Here is a 15,500-nt window from a genome sequence, read left to right on the forward strand (position 1 = left end):
CAGTCTCAATTAGAAATTTCAGAAAATCGCTGAAAAAGCCGTGACACGAGACGTCCGCAGCACGCGATTGTTTTCAATCCGGACGGACATCACTCGCCCCGGGCCAGGGCTGCGGCCTGTTCCAGCGAGATCTTCCCGACCAGGGGGTCGGCATGACGGTGGGCGAGCCGCCAGTCTGATCCATGCCGGCGATAGACCTGAGTCACGCGCAGCGACCAGTTCTGGTCGGGCAGACCGCCTACCTCACCATGCTGGCGCTCGATCATCACCAATACGATCAGGTCGCCACTGACATAGGACTTTTCCACCTCGAGGGTTCCGCCGCCATTGCGGAAGAACCGGGCGAGCTCGGCCAGACGCTCCGGACTGTCGTCGAAGCCATGGCTCGCCGGACCACCGAAGGGCTGCATCAGGGTGAAATCGTCATCGAGCCGGATGAGGCTCGCCCACCTTGTCATGTCGCCGGCCATGAAAGCCGCCGCCTGTTGTTCTGTGCGGCTGATGATGTCTGGCAATGCCTGATCGGATGCCGGGGCGGCATGCGCAACGCGCCCTGTCGCGGCGATCGCCATTGCCAGAGCGGCTCGACGGGAAATGCTTTTGGACTCGCGCATGGGCTCATTGTCGCCAAGCGATGTTTTGTTCTTAAAGGGGGACATGGGGTCTTCCTGTCGGTGGCAGCCGTCGGATGGTCGTTATCTCCCATTTTCAGGGTAATGAATCCAATGATATGATTTCAGCAATATGCTGAACCACATTGATCTATCCAGAATCGACCTCAACCTGCTCGTGCTGTTCGAGACTGTCATGGAGGAGCGCCATGTCGGGCGTTCGGGGCAGCGGTTGAACCTCTCGCCATCCGCGATCAGTCACGGCCTTGGCCGGCTGCGCATGCTGCTGGGCGACCCACTATTTCTTAAAACACCGAAGGGCGTCGTTCCGACAGATCGGGCCGAAGAACTTGCGGCACCCATCGCCGACATATTGGCACGTGTTCGCAGCGTGGTGGCGACAGCGGAGCCATTCGATCCAGCCCACTCTCAGCGACGATTTACGATCGGCGCGCCGGATGGCGTTTCGTCTGTGTTTCTACCGCCATTGCTCGACCTGCTGGCCAAGTTCGCTCCCGGCATCGCAATCAGCGTCCGGCAATTGCTGCCCAAACAAGGCGAGCCATCGCCTGATCTGGCTTGGCGCGATGCGCTAGCCGCGTTGGAAGCCCGTGATATGGACATCGCCATCATTCCTCAGGCCGGGTTTCCAATCCGCTTTGCAAGCCTGCTGCTCTACGAGGAGGATTTTGTCATCGCTGCCCGTCAGTGCCACCCTTTTCTGATAGATCAGACCCTGGCCACCTACTGCGCCGCGCAGCACCTTGTGGTCTCGCATCTGGGCGATACACATGGCTTTGTCGACAATCTGTTGGCCAGCCATGGATGCTCCAGGCGGGTGGCGCTGACGGTCCCGAACTTCATGCTCGCGCTCGCCGTGCTTGCGGAGACAGATTTTATCTCGGCCTTGCCACGCCGTTTCGTCGAAATGCATGCAGCGCGGTTCGGCGTCGTCAGCGTCAATCCTCCCCTGCCACTCGGACGCTTCGCCATAAACGCGACTGCGCCAAAGGCGGCAATACGTGACGAAGGCGTGGCCTGGCTGGTAAGACTCCTGCAGGCATCCATGGATAACGCGATAGATAAAACCGGAGCTCACAGCGGAAGTCCTCCGGCCCGGAGAAAGGCAGGCACTTGAGCCGCCGATAGCATAAGACCTGGCGCCTGGATCGCCCAATTGCGGTCATCGCGCGATTGAGGCAGGATGCCGTCCTTGAACAGAGAGCAGGATCGAACCGACGCTCATGCTGACGGGCTCATGTCATTGCGGCAAGGCAAGCTGGACACTCGAAGGTGATCCGGGCTCGATCACCGCCTGCAACTGCACGCTCTGCCGACGCTACGGTACGCTATGGGCCTATGACTACGAAGGAGAGCGCATCGCTCTCACCGGTGAGACCGCCTCCTACGCCCGCGCCGACAGGGACGAGCCGTCTCTCGAAATATTGTTTTGCCCATCCTGCGCCTGTGTCTTGAGTTGGCGCGGCCTGCGGCTTCCAAAGGATGGCCGCCGGCGCATGGCCGTCAACATGCGGCTTGCGCCGCCGGATCTCGTTCAGCATCTGCCTATCGATCATTTCGACGGCCTGGACACGTTTGAAGACCTTCCATCCAAGGGGCGCTGCGTGCGCGATCTCTGGTTCTGAGCCGACTGCGAAGATCGCCCCGGGCCGGATCGCGCCAGATGCGAACCCTGGCAAAACATCGTCCTGCGCAAGGCCATCTCAGCCGCGCCGCGCCGCCTCGATCGCCGCAATGTCGATCTTCCTCATGGTCATCATCGCGTCAAAAGCACGCTTTGCCTGGCCACCGCCTGCCGAGAGCGCTTCGGAGAGGATGCGCGGCGTAATCTGCCAGGACACACCCCACCTGTCCTTGCACCAGCCGCACTCGCTTTCCTGGCCGCCATTGCCGACGATCGCGTTCCAATAGCGATCGGTTTCTTCCTGATCGTCGGTTGCGATCTGAAATGAGAAGGCTTCGTTGTGTTTGAACGCAGGACCGCCGTTCAGGCCGATGCAAGGAATGCCGGCAACGGTGAATTCCACGACCAGTACGTCTCCCTGCTTGCCGTCAGGATAATCTCCCGGTGCACGATTGACCGCACCCACGGCGCTATCGGGAAAAGTCGCGGCATAGAAACGGGCAGCCGCCTCAGCCTCTTTGTCGTACCATACGCAGATCGTGTTCTTTGCCATTGCGCTGTCCTTTCGCTCTTCGTTTCGCATTGCCCACTGAAATAAGAGGCAAACCGTCTTTCTCCAGCCCATGGAAGCAATTTTACGCGGACGATCGCGAGACGAGAATCGACTATGATCGCAGAGAGGAAGGGATAAGCGTGACCATCACCCCTGAACAATTTCTAGCCCGCATTCGGCTTAATCCGGTCAACCATCTGCTCCTGGAGAAATTGCCGGCTCTGGGCCTGCCCGCAATGTATGCTGACGGCTGGCTGCCTCTTTCAGACAGTATGGAACTTGAAGACCGGAAATGATCCAGAGCACGGCATCAAAGATCATGACATTTTTTATTTTGACGACCACGATCTCTCATGGGAAGCCGAGGACAAAGTAATCCGTCGTGGCAAGGCCTTGCTGGGAGACCTCGCAGACAAAGTTGACATAAAGAACCAGGCTCGCGTCCACCTCTGGTATGGCGAGAAGTTTGGCAAAGACTTCCCTGCCTTCAAATGCACTGAAGACGGCGTTGATCGTTATCTCATCTCCTGTACTCGGCTAGGGGTGAGAGTTCATGACGCCAGCCTCTATGCACCCGATTACCTCGACGATATGTGGCACGGCATACTCAGGTGAACCCACTTAACGCTCAGCCCGAATTGTTCGCCCGCAAATGCAGACAATATCAGCAGCGCTGGCCGTGGCTGCGTGTCGAGCCAGCGGCATCGAGCGAGGAGGTCCAATGAGGTCCTTGCTAGCTTTGAGCCAGTAGAAAAACGTCGGGCTCGCCTGGATCACGCCAATTGCGGTCATCATTGAACTGTCGCACGACCTAGCTGCTACAATCGGCCCTCGGGCGGGTAGCTCAGCTAATTGTTTCATCAATTCATTTTGGACAACACCAATGATTTACCTGCTTCGCCACGGCGAGACCATTTGGAACACCTTAGGTCGGTTCCAGGGCCAAAAAGATTCACCGCTTACAGAGCGCGGCATCGAACAGGCAGAACAGATGGCGAAGCTTCTGAAAAAGGAAATGGCAGGGAGCCAACAATCATTCCAACTCCATGTCAGCCCTCTCGGCAGAACGCAGGAGACTGCGGCTCGCATCGAACGGGTGTTGCCGCTGGCGGCCCGTCCGGAATCGCGGCTAATGGAGGTGACTGTCGGTTCTTGGGACGGCATGACCAAGTTCGAGATCGACAACGAGTTTCCAGGAATGCTGGACGGGTCCGACGCTTTCGATTGGTATTTCAAATCTCCAGACGGGGAGAGCTTCGATGCTGCCTGTGCGCGAGCAAAGGACTGGATCGTAGGCATACATGGACCGACAGTTGCGATTTCTCACGGGCTGTTTGGCAGATTGGTGCGTGGAGTATATGCCGGCCTTTCAAAGCAGGAAATGCTGGAATTGCCCGTTCCCCAAGACGGGTTTTATTGTCTTTGCGACGGTGAGTTCAGTTTGGTAAGCGGTTCGGCTGATATGATATCCGACGTGGTCGCTGAGGAAGGGTTCCTCCCTGAGTGCCAGCCCGGCCGCCAATGCTGACTATAACGCGGCTCAATGCCATCGGTTGACGCCTCGACTTGCGAACATCGACCTTCAGGCCCCTTAGAGTGAGGCTCTTTTGGTGCTGCATCACCGCTGGAGTCGAGCCACCGGTGATAAAACTTAACTGAGCTAGCCACTGGAAAATCACTGGGCAAGCGCGTCGCATGGATGAGGTTCGACGCGGCTCTAAAACATATCCCGCCCGTCGCTGCGCGGGTCGCCGGCCACGCGGTGCGGCTCGTAGAGGCCGCTCAGCGCTTTGCGCCGCCACGGCCGGGCAATATCGCCGTGATTGTCGTCGATATCGGCGAGCGATATCGCGGCCGTTCCATCCGCAGGGCATTGCGCGGCCCACCGGCCACCGGGAGCGACAATCCCGGAAGAGGCCGGATCGGCTAAACCGGGATGTGCCAGTATGGAGAAACTCACCCAGTACCTGTTGCTCGCCGCATACCCCTGCACCTCGGCGGCGAAGGAGGTATCATTGGCCGACGTCCCCCCAGTGGACGAAAACAGCACGCAGTGGACATCGAGCCGCTCGTATTCGGTGAAAATTTGAGGAAAGTTGCACTCCATGCCGAGCGCACAGCCGAAGCGGATGCCGTCGACCTCGAAGGTCACGGGGATCGAACCCGGCGTGTACATGAAGGAGATCTTGGTGTTGGACAGCAGCCGCTCGTCGTAGCGCGTCACCAGTTCGCCGCGATCGGAGACGACATAAAGGCTGTTGTGCGGCCGGTGCGGCGGCGTCAGCGGATGCACCGAGCCGATGATCGCCCAGAGGCCGAGTTCGTGCGCCAGTTTGCGCGTTGTATCCAGCTCCTCACGCAACACGGCCCATTCGAACCGCCGCCAATCGGACGGCCCGATCTCTCTTGGCCCGATTTCCGACATGATGCGCTTGTTCGGCGATGATGTCGTTCCTTCGGGAAAGTGAATAAGCCGCGCCCCTGCCTCTCGCGCCTGCCGCATCAGCAGGCGCATCTCCTGTCCGCTCTGGCGAAGCTTGTCGGCATCGCGGGGATCGTCGGCATGGGTGGTCTGGGCCACGGCAAGACGCAAGCGCCTTGCCTCAGGCAGTGCATCGTTCGCCGACCTGGGAAGAACATGCATGCGGGCGGCGGTGTAGGATTCACCCGTCTTGGCGGCGCGCGCACGCACCCGCCGCTTGAAATTTCCATTCTCAGTCATATCAGGGCCTCTCACGTTCCGGACATCGTTCCCCAGCAACAGGCCCGAAACATCAGGACCAAGGATCACGACCCGAGACGAAAGTCCCTTTGCCTCCGGTTGAAGACCCTGCTGGGGAAGGTCCTGGGAGGTTCGGCGTTAGGCCACGCCGACACAAAGATGCCGAGGCGACCGCGATTCGTCAATTCGGGGAATGGCCGGGATAGGCCGGCGCCGAGGCTGCCTACTTCGGGCGGTCCACCTTATCCACGCGCCACGGCGGATCGGTGCGGTTCGATCCGGCGAAATAAAGGATGATGCGGTTACCGCCGGGGTCGAAAAGCTCCGCCTCGCGCCAGAGCCAGCTCTTATCCTCCGGTCCGGTGACGAAACGAAGACCGGCCTCGCTGAGACTGCCGACCGTCTCGTCCAGCTTCTCGCACTCGAAATACACCGTGGTGCCGCCACCGCCGCCTTCGCCCTGATGCAGGGAGAAGGTGCTGTCCCCGTCCGGGCAGACGAAGCGCGCATAGCGAGGACGGGCGTCGACGACGGGCTTGAGACCGAGAGCGCAGTAGAAGTTCCAGCCCGCATCGAGGTCAGGCATCGTAACGGTTACCTGGTTCAGGCGCATGACTTATCCCCTCAGCTGAGTTCGCCCTACACTGTGCGGCAGTTTGGCACCACGACATTCATAAAAACAAAGACATGAAGCCATCGGATGAATCAAATTCTAAGCGAACAGTTTTAGTGTCATCGACACAAAACTCGTGGCAGACTACGCAAGCTGCGCACACGCCGGCGCGCCGATCCAGGAGGCCGAAGCCATGCACAAGTTCACCGTATCAATCACCCGTGAGATCGAGGCCGACACCGCCGAGGAGGCCGCCTTGCTCCTGTATCAGGACCTATCAAGGGGACCGATCCCCGACCGCTACTCGGTCACCGACGAGACGAAGGCTGCCACGGAGGTGAAGCTGGACCGGCAAAAGGCAGACGACTTCGCTAGCATCGATCACACCGCCGACCCCGGCAACTGGTAAGCACCTGACGACCAGAAGAGATCCCTGCTTTGCGCCGGGAGCGCAAGTGCGGTAGTTGCAGATCCCGTTCGCCGGCGTAATGACGATGCAAACAGCCGTCCGTCGGGAATATCGCCAGCCAAGGAAAGTCCGTGACCTCACCAATCAAAATAGCCGTCGCCGGCGCGAATGGCCGCATGGGTCGTGCCATCCTGCCGCTGCTGGCGGCCGATCCGGATTTTGCGTTCGTCGGCGGCATCGGCCGCGAGGGCTCCGCAGGCGCCGGGCTGATTGACCGTTCGTCCGCGATTAAGGCCGCCGACGTGATCCTGGATTTCACGACGGGACGTGCTGCCGCCGAACTTGCCGGCCTGTGCGCTTCCGCCGGCGGACCTGCCCTGGTGATCGGGGCGACGGGTTTCGAGCCGGATGAGCTCGAACGGATCGCAGAGGCCGCCCGCGCGATTCCGATCCTGCGCTCCGGTAATTTCTCCATCGGCGTCAACATGCTGGTCGGCCTCGTCGCCCAGGCCGCCCGCGCCCTTCCCGCGAATGGCTGGGATATCGAAATCCTCGAAGCCCATCACAACAGGAAGATCGACGCGCCGTCGGGTACGGCGCTGATGCTTGGCGAAGCCGCCGCCGAGGGCCGTGGCGTTTCCCTCGCATCCGTCGAGCGGCGCGGGCGTGACGGCATCACCGGCGAGCGGCCGCCCGGTGAAATCGGCTTTGCCGTGTTGCGGGCCGGCGGGCTCGTCGGAGAACACAGCGTGCTCTTTGCCGCCGCCGAAGAAGTCGTGACGCTCTCGCATTCGGCTCTCGACCGCGGCATGTTCGCCCGCGGCGTACTTGCCGCCGCCCGCTGGATCGCAGGGCGCCCACCCGGCCAATACGCCATGCGGGATGTGCTGGGTCTGGCGTGAATAAGGGAAACAGGCTCACAGCATATCGAGGATTGCCGAGGCGACGACGACTTCGGTTCCAGCCAATCCGACGGAGCAAAACAGCGTCGTATCGCCAGGAGATCCTCGCCCGGCCGCCTTCCCGGCCATGATATCGGCAAGGTCAGCGATGCGGTGTTCATTGCCGGAGCCGGCCAGGAAAAACGGCGAAGCATAGGCGCGCGTCTGTTCGGGAGAGTCCGTCGCGATCACGGCTGCGACATCGGCGATATCCAGGCCGAGTTCATATCCCTCATGCGTTTTCGGGCCAACGGTGTTGACATGCACGCCGGGTTTCAAATCCCGCGCATGGATGACGGGCGTTCGGCTCGTCGTCGCGCAAATGACGATGTCGGCGTCATCGACGGCTTCAGAGGCGCTGCCGGCAGGCTCCACTTCAATACCCAAGGTGTGCTGCATCTCGTCTGCAAAGGCGGCGCGATTTTTCTCGTCGCGGCTATAGACGCGGGCGCGGTCCAGTTTTCGAACGGCGGCGGCCGCGGCAAGCTGGGTTCGCGCTTGCGCTCCGCTGCCGAGGATCCCGACGATGCTGGCGTCAGGCGCGCTGAGATGCCGGATGGCGAGCCCTCCGATCGCACCGGTTCTGAGGTTGCCGAGACGCTCTCCGAGAATAATGCCCTTGAGCTTCGCGTCGTCGGCCGACCACACAGCGACGATCTGCGAATGCTCAGCCCCGTCGAATGTTTCATAGACCCGGAAGCCCGCAAGCGGTTTCTCGCCGAGGATGCCGCCGATGGTGAAGACGAGATCGCCTCGACCGGGAAACGAGACATGGTGCCGGGGTGGGGAGATCAGTCGATTGCCGGCCCTCGCGAGAAAAGCGGTCTCGAGCGCATCGATTGCGACCACCATCAGCGCGCTGCCGACCAGGTTCTCGTCTTTCAGAATTTTCGTCACGGCCAAACCTCCAGCCCATGCCGGCATGCTGCAACCCCAACCCCGCTTGAGGTCAATAGGTCAAGCAAACCGATATGCGCTGAAACATCGGCGTGAGACCTAACCGACCAGACGGCGAGCCATCATGACGTCGTCGATCTCCCTGCCCTCCTCCAGAACCCCGCCGGGAATCCTGCCGATCTCGGAGAAGCCTTCCCGCTGATAGAAGCGTACTGCCGCCGGGTTTTCTGCGCTGACGAAGAGTTCCAGCTGCAAGATGCCGATATCGCGCGCGTGATCGGCTACCGCGCCGAGCAGCTTGCCGGCAAGGCCCGTTCCGCGCAGGCTCCTTCTGACGTAAACCATGATGATCGTCGCGCGATGGGCCATCTTGCTCGACCGCTGCCGAACTAGGCCGGTTATGCCGACGGGTTCGCCATCCTGAAAGGCGATGAAAACCGGCTCATTCAGGCGATTGCGCCACTCCTCGAGAGAAAGAGCCTCCCAGTCCTCGTAGCGGCTTGCAAAGAGAGACGGTTCGGTGCGAAGCGCTTCCAGACGGATGCGCCGGAAAGCCTCCACTTCGTCTGCCCTGACATGCCTGATCGTCGTGCCGCTTCCATCCATCGGGACCTCCTGCGAGATGAGAGGTACTGTCAATACAGATGGCCTCAGCCGATGCAACCGGTGTCAGGAAGCTTCGTAGTTCAGCACATGCTCGAAGTGACGAGATCGAACGGAAATCCGTCGTCTCAGGCGCCGGTCACTGCGCCGGGCTCCCCAGCCGGCCACCCTTCCGGACGACCGGTTCGCCGGGCGGGCCGACCACCGATTGATCGGTCGGCCTCGCTGCCGGTTCGCCAGTTGGCCCGACCACCGGTTCACGGGCTGGCCCGTCGACCGGCTGGCCGGTGGATCGGACGACCAGGGGATCGGCTGGCTGGACGGCGGATTGATCGGTTGTTGGCCCGGGCACCGGCTTCCCGGTTGCCCCCGGCACCGGCTGGCCGGTTCCCGCGTTCAGGGGCTCACCGGTTGGTCGGGCCGCTGATTGCTCGGTTGGCCCGGCAACTGGCTCATCAATTGAGTCGGCCACCGATTGATCGGCTGGCTTGTCGATCGTGAACGGTACAACTTCACGGATGATGAAGAGAAGAACTATCCCGACCAACGTGCACGTCAGCGCGTAGAGAAGGAAATATTTCAGTGCATATCCCTCGCTGATTGGCAGCACCAACTTGACAATGGTGCAAATGATATTTCCGCATCATTGAACGATACTTGAAGGGAAGGCAATCATTTTCAACAAGCGCCCCGAAATTTCAAAAATGCACAGAACGGGATAAGGTAGTTATTGTAGATATTTAGGAAGCACCTCCCCGATGCTCACTTTGTCTTGAGGTCTCGGCAAGCCCAGGGAAGGCCTCGGAACCCAGATCCGAGATCTGTCAGGCGAAGACAGCCTCGGCGATATGGGCTAGATTGCGTGTGCCGGCAGCCTGCTTTCGAGGGTGAGGCCCTCCAGGATCGGTAGCGGCAGGGGGATCCGCATGACGGCAATTGCATCTCTGTTTCAGGAAGCAGCCCGCCTTGCGGCAGGATTCCGGCAGGCAGCGCCCGCCCGCCATATGCCCACCCACGACTACGCAGCCTCGCTTGCCTGTTTCGAAGAGCCGCTGCCGGCCGCCGGTTCCGATATGCTTTATGTCATCAGGCGTCTCTCGGACGGCGCCGAACCCGGGCTTCATGCAACCACTGGGCCGCGCTTTTTCGGCTGGGTCATCGGCGGCTCCCATCCGGTCGGCGTCGCGGCCGATTTCCTCACCAGCGCCTGGGGCCAGAATGCCGGAAACCATGTCGCCGCCCCGGCCGCGGCCGCCGTCGAGACCGTCGCGGCAAGATGGCTTCTCGATCTCCTGAAGCTGCCGGCCGAAAGCTCGGTCGGCTTCGTCACCGGCGCAACGGTGGCGAACTTCACCTGCCTTGCCGCCGCCCGCGGCGAGGTGCTGCGCCAGGTGGGCTGGGATGCCGATGCAAAGGGCCTGTTCGGAGCGCCTGAGATTACCGTGCTGATCGGCGACGATGCCCACACGACCGTCTTCTCCGCGCTTCAGTTCCTCGGCCTCGGGCATGATCGCGTGCTGCGCCTGCCCACCGACGCGATGGGACGGATAGACCCGGCCGCGCTGGTGGGCACGCTCGATACCGTCTCTGGACCCGTCATCGCCGTTCTCCAGGCGGGGCAGATCAATACTGGCGCCTTCGACGATTTCGCCACCATCATCCCGCTGTTGAAGGCGAAAGGTGCCTGGGTGCACATCGATGGCGCCTTTGGCCTCTGGGCGCAGGCATCAGCGAAGACCAGCCACCTCAGCCGCGGCATCGAAGCGGCCGACAGCTGGGCGACCGACGGCCACAAGTGGCTGCAGACGCCCTATGATTGCGGCTATGCCATCGTCCGCAACGAGCTCGCCCATCGCCGCGCCATGACGATCGCCGCGAGCTACCTGCCGCTCGCCGGCGAAGGGGAACGCGATCCCTCGCACTACGTGCCCGAGCTTTCGAGACGGGCCCGCGGCTTTGCCACCTGGGCGATGCTGAAACATCTCGGCCGCGACGGCATCGCCGCCTTGATCGACCAGTGCTGCGCCTCAGCGCGGATCGTGGCCGATCTCCTGTCGCAACAACCGGGCATCGCCATCCTGAACGAGGTGACGCTGAACCAGCTCGTCATCCGCTTCGGAGCCGACCTGCCCTCCGAAGAAGGCGACGCGTTGACCCGAAAGACGATCGAAAAGATCCAAGCTGACGGCATCATCTTCGCCGGCGGCGCCAAATGGCGCGGCCGCGACGTGCTGCGCCTTTCCGTCACCAATTTCCAGACAACATCAGATGAGGCCCAACTCGCCGCACAAAGCATCATCGCTGCGTTCAAGAGTGTGAGCGGCGGCTGACGCAACGCGCGACAGCGAAGGCAATTCTTCTGCCGACCTCAACGGACGCAGGGCCGCCGGTATTCTGTCGATGGATACCTGGTTCGTTAGCGAGTGAAATTGTGCTATCGCGGGCCTCGCTCGCTTCAAGAGAGATCGAAACGTGAAAAACGTCCTGTTCGTCTGCAGTCAGAACAAACTTCGCAGCCCGACGGCCGAACAGGTCTTCGCAGGCTGGCCGGAGATCGAGGTCTCCTCGGCCGGCACCAACAACGATGCCGAAAACCCACTATCGAACGAGCTGATCGAATGGGCCGATATCGTCTTCGTCATGGAGAAGGCTCACCGTGCGAAAGTTCAGGGCAAGTACCGGTCAGCTCTCAAGGACAAGCGGTTGATCTGCCTTCATATTCCTGACGATTACGATTTCATGGATCCCGCGCTCGTGCAACTGCTGAAGGCAAAGGTGCCTCGGCATCTCTAAGCTCGGTCATGCGACCGTAAAATCGCCGCCCCGAACAAGAAGGCGCGCGTGCCAATGGTGGCAACTTGCGCCGAGCTGCGGGGGGACGACAGTCAAACTTGTTGAGAGACATATTCCGGAAACTCGGCCGCACCGCGACTTAGGGCTTTCACCATCAGCAGGCCGTCGTCGAAGTAGCCATTTCTCGCGTAGAACTGGTGCGTACGCTCCCTTCCCAGAACCATGGCGATACGGACCACAGCGCATTCAGTCCGCTCCGCCTCCGCCTCGATCCACGCCATCATCTTGCCGCCGATGCCCTGACCGCGCACGGCGCTGTCTACCACCACATTGTCCGCCTCGATATACTTGCCGCACCACAACTGAGTGCCCGTCCAGAAACCCGACGCACCCACCATCCGTTCGTCGATGTATGCTGCTATGCAGCGATAGTTGCTCTGTGCGAACATGGCTGAAAGTCTTTGGCAAACCACGGCCTGACTCAGGCGACTAACCTGGCTGTACAGCGGGAAAATTGCCATCGTCTGATCGAGGCCGACCAGCTCGCGGATGATCACTTCGTCGGACACAGCAGCCCCCTACCTCTCGGTCGCATGATAGTGCACGCGAACTCGGTCATGATCCATGGGTGTGAACCACTTACAGTAGACTGCCTGTCTTCCCATTGTAATCCGCTGCGCTTATAGCTCCCCGCCCGTTCCGATCGCACAAGGAGGAGAGCCATGAACGCCAATGATGTCGCCGCACATTGGGAGAGCAATGCCGAGACCTGGACGATCTATAGCCGCGCCGGCTATGACAAATATCGCGACGCGCTGAACACGCCGGCCTTTCTTGACATGCTGCCGCCGGTCGCAGGCCTTGCTGGGCTCGACCTTGGCTGCGGCGAAGGTTCCAATACCCGCGCCGTCGCCCGTCTCGGCGCCCGCATGACCGGGCTCGACATCGCCCCGACCTTCATTCGCTATGCCCGCGAGAGCGAGGCAGAAGCGCCGCTCGGCATCGACTACGTGCTCGGCGACGGCCAGAGCATCGATTTCCCGGAGGCGAGCTTCGATTTCGTCACCGCCTTCATGTCGATGATGGACATGGCCGACCAGCGCGAGGTGCTGAAAGGCATCCACCGGGTCCTGAAGCCGGGCGGCTTCCTGCAGTTTTCGATCCTGCACCCCTGTTTTGTGCCGCCGACGCGCCGCAATATCCGCAATCAGGCCGGCGAGCCCGTCGCGGTCGAGATCGCCGATTATTTCGACGAAAGCGACGGCCGGATCGATCGCTGGATCTTTTCCTCCATCCCCGAGGCCGAACGGGCGACACTGACGCCGTTCGCCGTTCCGCGTTTTCACCGGACGCTGTCGACCTGGGTGTCGATGATCGTCGAAGTGGGACTGACGATCGAAGCTTTCGGCGAGCCGATGGCGTCAGTCGAGGTGGCGCTCGCCGAGCCAATGGTCGCCGATACCCGCATCGCGCCGATCTTCCTCCACATCAGGGCGCGCAAGGCGTAAGGCCTGTTTTCCCGCCGCCACCGAGGTTTGGAAGGAGGGTGAGTTCTCACCCGGGTTCTCACCCAACATCATCGTCGCACGGCGACCACCGAGCTGGCGCGATAGCGCGAGAGCTGGACTCGATTGGATTGGTTGCCGCCGAACAGGTAGACGTACTGCCGGCGCTGGTCGATGTGATCGAACAGGCTGACATGAAAGCGCCGACCGGTGCGGATCACCACGACATCCCCTCGCCTGGCGGAGCGGACGCCGACCGGCTTGCCGAACTTCCTCCAGGACGCCGCCATGTTGGGGTTGGGCGGCGGTTGCCGCGAAGATCGCTTGGCGACAAAGGCCAGGAATGCGCCGCACCACGATACCCTGCGCGGATTGATGCTGAGGAAGGAGATGGAGCGTTCGTGCATGCTCTTGTACTTGGACGCCGTGCCGAGCATGTCCGCCTCACAGGGCACGGCAAGCGCCGTGAGGACGATGACGAGAATAACCTTCATAGTTACCCACCATTGTTTGTATAATGTTGAAATTCCGAAATGTGGCGAAGAATAAAACAGGCGCGGCAACGTAGATGCGAATTATGGCGTGATTTAGAAACAACTAATACTGGCATTTTGGCGGCGGAAATTTGTCCGAAGCGAGGCGCAGAGCACCGTGGGCGAGCCTCCCCTTGCGGCAGGAGACCGCCATCACAAACCCCGCAATACATATGTTTTGCTAGGCCGAAAGGCTGGAGTCTCGCCATCGCAACCAGGTCCATTCAAAGGAGATGGACTGTGTCCGCAATGCTTGAGCAGCAAAACCATTCGCCAAGAGTTGACGACAGCGCGCGGAATTAACCCCTCACCTATACGAGCTATATTTCCGATGACCGCCAATAATACTTCGGCGCGATAGGAAATACATTGAGTTCGCCAAATTCACCAGCGAAAGCCGGAGGTTGCCCCTCCGGTTGCGGACGTGAACGAGCTTACGACAGCGCAGGCCGGCGTGGCGGGTCAACCGTGTGGTTGCGCCGGTTCGGGTTGGCCTGTGACCGGTGCAGGATCAGCAGCAAGTGCCCTGGTGACCAGCAGTGCTGCGGCGAGAACAGGGACGACCGCCCAGTACGAAAAGCGGATGCCGAAGTGTTCGGCAACGAAACCGAGTAGTGGCGGCCCGGCGAAAAACACAAGGAACGTCGTCTGCCCGAGCGCTGCAACGTTGACGGGTGCGGGTCGATCGGTGCGTCGGGCCGCAGCCGAGATGGCAAGCGGATAGACTGAAGAGCAGCCGATACCTGTCAGGCCAAAGCCTGCGAGCGCGATAGCAGGGTGTGTCGCGGTCGCAACCATGACAACACCGATGGTCGAGATCCCAAGGAGAGTGATGGCGACCGGCCGCGGAGTGAAGCGGTCGATGACAGGGTCCATGCCGAGCCGTCCGATGGCGATGAACGAGGAGAAAATGGTCACGCTGAGCCCGCCGACGAAGGGTTCGACCGCGAACACGTCGCGCATATAGATCGCCGACCAATCGACGCTTGCGCCTTCGGCAAGAAGCGGAGCTGCGGCGACAAGGCAAAGCGGGAGTAGTCCGATCGTGGGAAAAGCGATGATCGGCGTATCTCCGGGGTGAGCGTCCTGCCGCCGGGTCGCATTCTCGATCCCGGAGAAAACGATCGACCCGGCAATCAAGACCGTCACCAGGACGATGAAGCTATGCAGTTCGATGGAGACGGCAGCCTGCCGCATGCCGGCGGCAACGAGGGCGGTGATGCAGAAGCCGAGGCTCCACATGCCGTGAGCCCGGCTCATGATGCGGTACCCAAGCAGCGCCTCACGGCGATCGGTTTCGATATTGGCGTTGATCTCGAACGCGCCGGTGAAAATGCCGGCAATGAAGAACAATGGCACGGCCAGGAGAGCTGAAGGCATCCAGGGGATCAGCGCGAAAAACAGCGCCGCACCGAAGACGGTGACGAAAGCCGTGGTGCGCGCACCGAGCCTCTCGATCAACCTCACCGAGAACGTCAACCCGCAGAGAACCCCGGAGGACATGACAGCGAGCAAAAGGCCCAGCTCTCCCTCGGTCAGGCTGAACTTGAGCTGAAGATCGGGCAGCCGCGAAACAAACGCGCCTAAGGAAAGGGCCACGGCAAACTGGATGAAGAAAATGCGGTGGTGCGGCTTCATCTCGGCACTCTGCTCCGATTGGGGCGGGATATCGGCG

20 protein-coding genes are annotated in these 15,500 nt (G+C 61.0%); 10 read left to right on the forward strand and 10 right to left on the reverse strand.

Annotated features, from left to right (window positions below):
- Positions 1 to 89 precede the first annotated feature (89 nt).
- Positions 90 to 659, reverse strand: a complete 570-nt coding sequence (locus AC2444_RS12880) for a YybH family protein (RefSeq protein WP_012758001.1) — start codon at positions 657 to 659, stop codon at positions 90 to 92.
- Positions 660 to 744: 85 nt separating this feature from the next.
- Here AC2444_RS12880 and AC2444_RS12885 point away from each other — a divergent pair, with 85 nt between their 5' ends.
- A complete protein-coding gene (locus tag AC2444_RS12885) occupies positions 745 to 1,749 on the forward strand; it encodes a LysR family transcriptional regulator (protein ID WP_012758002.1) in 1,005 nt (334 codons plus the stop codon).
- Positions 1,750 to 1,855: 106 nt separating this feature from the next.
- Positions 1,856 to 2,257, forward strand: coding sequence for a GFA family protein (locus AC2444_RS12890; RefSeq protein ID WP_012758003.1), 402 nt, complete (start codon positions 1,856 to 1,858; stop codon positions 2,255 to 2,257).
- 78 nt (positions 2,258 to 2,335) lie between these two features.
- On the opposite strand, the gene AC2444_RS12895 is transcribed toward AC2444_RS12890, so the two are convergent.
- Positions 2,336 to 2,809: a VOC family protein gene (locus AC2444_RS12895; RefSeq protein WP_012758004.1), complete on the reverse strand. Its 474-nt coding sequence runs from the start codon at positions 2,807 to 2,809 to the stop codon at positions 2,336 to 2,338.
- 140 nt (positions 2,810 to 2,949) lie between these two features.
- Between AC2444_RS12895 and AC2444_RS12900 the strand changes: the two genes are divergently transcribed.
- The 3 genes from AC2444_RS12900 to AC2444_RS12910 all read left to right on the forward strand — a co-directional run bounded on the left by AC2444_RS12900 (position 2,950) and on the right by AC2444_RS12910 (position 4,337).
- A complete protein-coding gene (locus AC2444_RS12900; RefSeq protein ID WP_348630173.1) occupies positions 2,950 to 3,105 on the forward strand; it encodes a hypothetical protein in 156 nt (51 codons plus the stop codon).
- The gene (locus AC2444_RS12905) at positions 3,089 to 3,424 is read left to right on the forward strand and encodes a nucleotidyltransferase family protein (protein ID WP_348630174.1); all 336 of its coding nucleotides are present in this window, start codon (positions 3,089 to 3,091) and stop codon (positions 3,422 to 3,424) included. Before AC2444_RS12900 ends, AC2444_RS12905 begins: the two co-directional genes overlap by 17 nt.
- 268 nt (positions 3,425 to 3,692) lie before the next feature.
- Entirely contained in the window at positions 3,693 to 4,337 is a 645-nt protein-coding gene (locus AC2444_RS12910; protein WP_012758005.1) for a histidine phosphatase family protein, read from the forward strand.
- 189 nt (positions 4,338 to 4,526) lie between these two features.
- On the opposite strand, the gene AC2444_RS12915 is transcribed toward AC2444_RS12910, so the two are convergent.
- On the reverse strand, positions 4,527 to 5,531 hold the full coding sequence (locus AC2444_RS12915; protein WP_012758006.1) for a carbon-nitrogen hydrolase family protein: 1,005 nt from the start codon (positions 5,529 to 5,531) through the stop codon (positions 4,527 to 4,529).
- Positions 5,532 to 5,754: 223 nt separating this feature from the next.
- Positions 5,755 to 6,144: a VOC family protein gene (locus AC2444_RS12920; RefSeq protein ID WP_012758007.1), complete on the reverse strand. Its 390-nt coding sequence runs from the start codon at positions 6,142 to 6,144 to the stop codon at positions 5,755 to 5,757.
- Positions 6,145 to 6,337: 193 nt separating this feature from the next.
- Here AC2444_RS12920 and AC2444_RS12925 point away from each other — a divergent pair, with 193 nt between their 5' ends.
- Both AC2444_RS12925 and dapB read left to right on the forward strand, forming a co-directional pair.
- Positions 6,338 to 6,553 carry a hypothetical protein gene (locus AC2444_RS12925; RefSeq protein WP_012758008.1) on the forward strand — a complete coding sequence of 72 codons (216 nt, stop codon included), beginning with the start codon at positions 6,338 to 6,340 and terminating at the stop codon, positions 6,551 to 6,553.
- 131 nt (positions 6,554 to 6,684) lie between these two features.
- Complete coding sequence (gene dapB / locus AC2444_RS12930) at positions 6,685 to 7,455, forward strand: 4-hydroxy-tetrahydrodipicolinate reductase (protein WP_012758009.1); 771 nt, start codon at positions 6,685 to 6,687, stop codon at positions 7,453 to 7,455.
- 15 nt (positions 7,456 to 7,470) lie between these two features.
- Here the strand turns inward: dapB and AC2444_RS12935 are convergent, their stop codons facing one another.
- The 3 genes from AC2444_RS12935 to AC2444_RS12945 all read right to left on the reverse strand — a co-directional run bounded on the left by AC2444_RS12935 (position 7,471) and on the right by AC2444_RS12945 (position 9,607).
- On the reverse strand, positions 7,471 to 8,391 hold the full coding sequence (locus AC2444_RS12935; RefSeq protein ID WP_012758010.1) for an ornithine cyclodeaminase family protein: 921 nt from the start codon (positions 8,389 to 8,391) through the stop codon (positions 7,471 to 7,473).
- 99 nt (positions 8,392 to 8,490) lie between these two features.
- Positions 8,491 to 8,997 carry a GNAT family N-acetyltransferase gene (locus AC2444_RS12940; protein ID WP_012758011.1) on the reverse strand — a complete coding sequence of 169 codons (507 nt, stop codon included), beginning with the start codon at positions 8,995 to 8,997 and terminating at the stop codon, positions 8,491 to 8,493.
- 136 nt (positions 8,998 to 9,133) lie between these two features.
- Entirely contained in the window at positions 9,134 to 9,607 is a 474-nt protein-coding gene (locus AC2444_RS12945) for a hypothetical protein (protein WP_029870541.1), read from the reverse strand.
- Positions 9,608 to 9,920: 313 nt separating this feature from the next.
- On the opposite strand from AC2444_RS12945, the gene AC2444_RS12950 reads away from it, so the two are divergent.
- Both AC2444_RS12950 and AC2444_RS12955 read left to right on the forward strand, forming a co-directional pair.
- A complete protein-coding gene (locus AC2444_RS12950) occupies positions 9,921 to 11,324 on the forward strand; it encodes a pyridoxal phosphate-dependent decarboxylase family protein (RefSeq protein ID WP_012758012.1) in 1,404 nt (467 codons plus the stop codon).
- 142 nt (positions 11,325 to 11,466) lie between these two features.
- Positions 11,467 to 11,787, forward strand: a complete 321-nt coding sequence (locus tag AC2444_RS12955; protein ID WP_012758013.1) for a low molecular weight protein tyrosine phosphatase family protein — start codon at positions 11,467 to 11,469, stop codon at positions 11,785 to 11,787.
- 92 nt (positions 11,788 to 11,879) lie between these two features.
- Here the strand turns inward: AC2444_RS12955 and AC2444_RS12960 are convergent, their stop codons facing one another.
- Positions 11,880 to 12,356: a GNAT family N-acetyltransferase gene (locus AC2444_RS12960; RefSeq protein WP_012758014.1), complete on the reverse strand. Its 477-nt coding sequence runs from the start codon at positions 12,354 to 12,356 to the stop codon at positions 11,880 to 11,882.
- 153 nt (positions 12,357 to 12,509) lie between these two features.
- Between AC2444_RS12960 and AC2444_RS12965 the strand changes: the two genes are divergently transcribed.
- The gene (locus AC2444_RS12965) at positions 12,510 to 13,295 is read left to right on the forward strand and encodes a class I SAM-dependent methyltransferase (RefSeq protein ID WP_012758015.1); all 786 of its coding nucleotides are present in this window, start codon (positions 12,510 to 12,512) and stop codon (positions 13,293 to 13,295) included.
- 68 nt (positions 13,296 to 13,363) lie between these two features.
- On the opposite strand, the gene AC2444_RS12970 is transcribed toward AC2444_RS12965, so the two are convergent.
- Together AC2444_RS12970 and AC2444_RS12975 are read right to left on the reverse strand one after the other, a co-directional pair.
- A complete protein-coding gene (locus tag AC2444_RS12970) occupies positions 13,364 to 13,786 on the reverse strand; it encodes a TIGR02594 family protein (protein ID WP_012758016.1) in 423 nt (140 codons plus the stop codon).
- A gap of 501 nt (positions 13,787 to 14,287) precedes the next feature.
- The gene (locus AC2444_RS12975; protein ID WP_041935673.1) at positions 14,288 to 15,463 is read right to left on the reverse strand and encodes an MFS transporter; all 1,176 of its coding nucleotides are present in this window, start codon (positions 15,461 to 15,463) and stop codon (positions 14,288 to 14,290) included.
- Positions 15,464 to 15,500: the final 37 nt, after the last annotated feature.

This window comes from Rhizobium sp. WSM1328 (genome assembly GCF_057653715.1).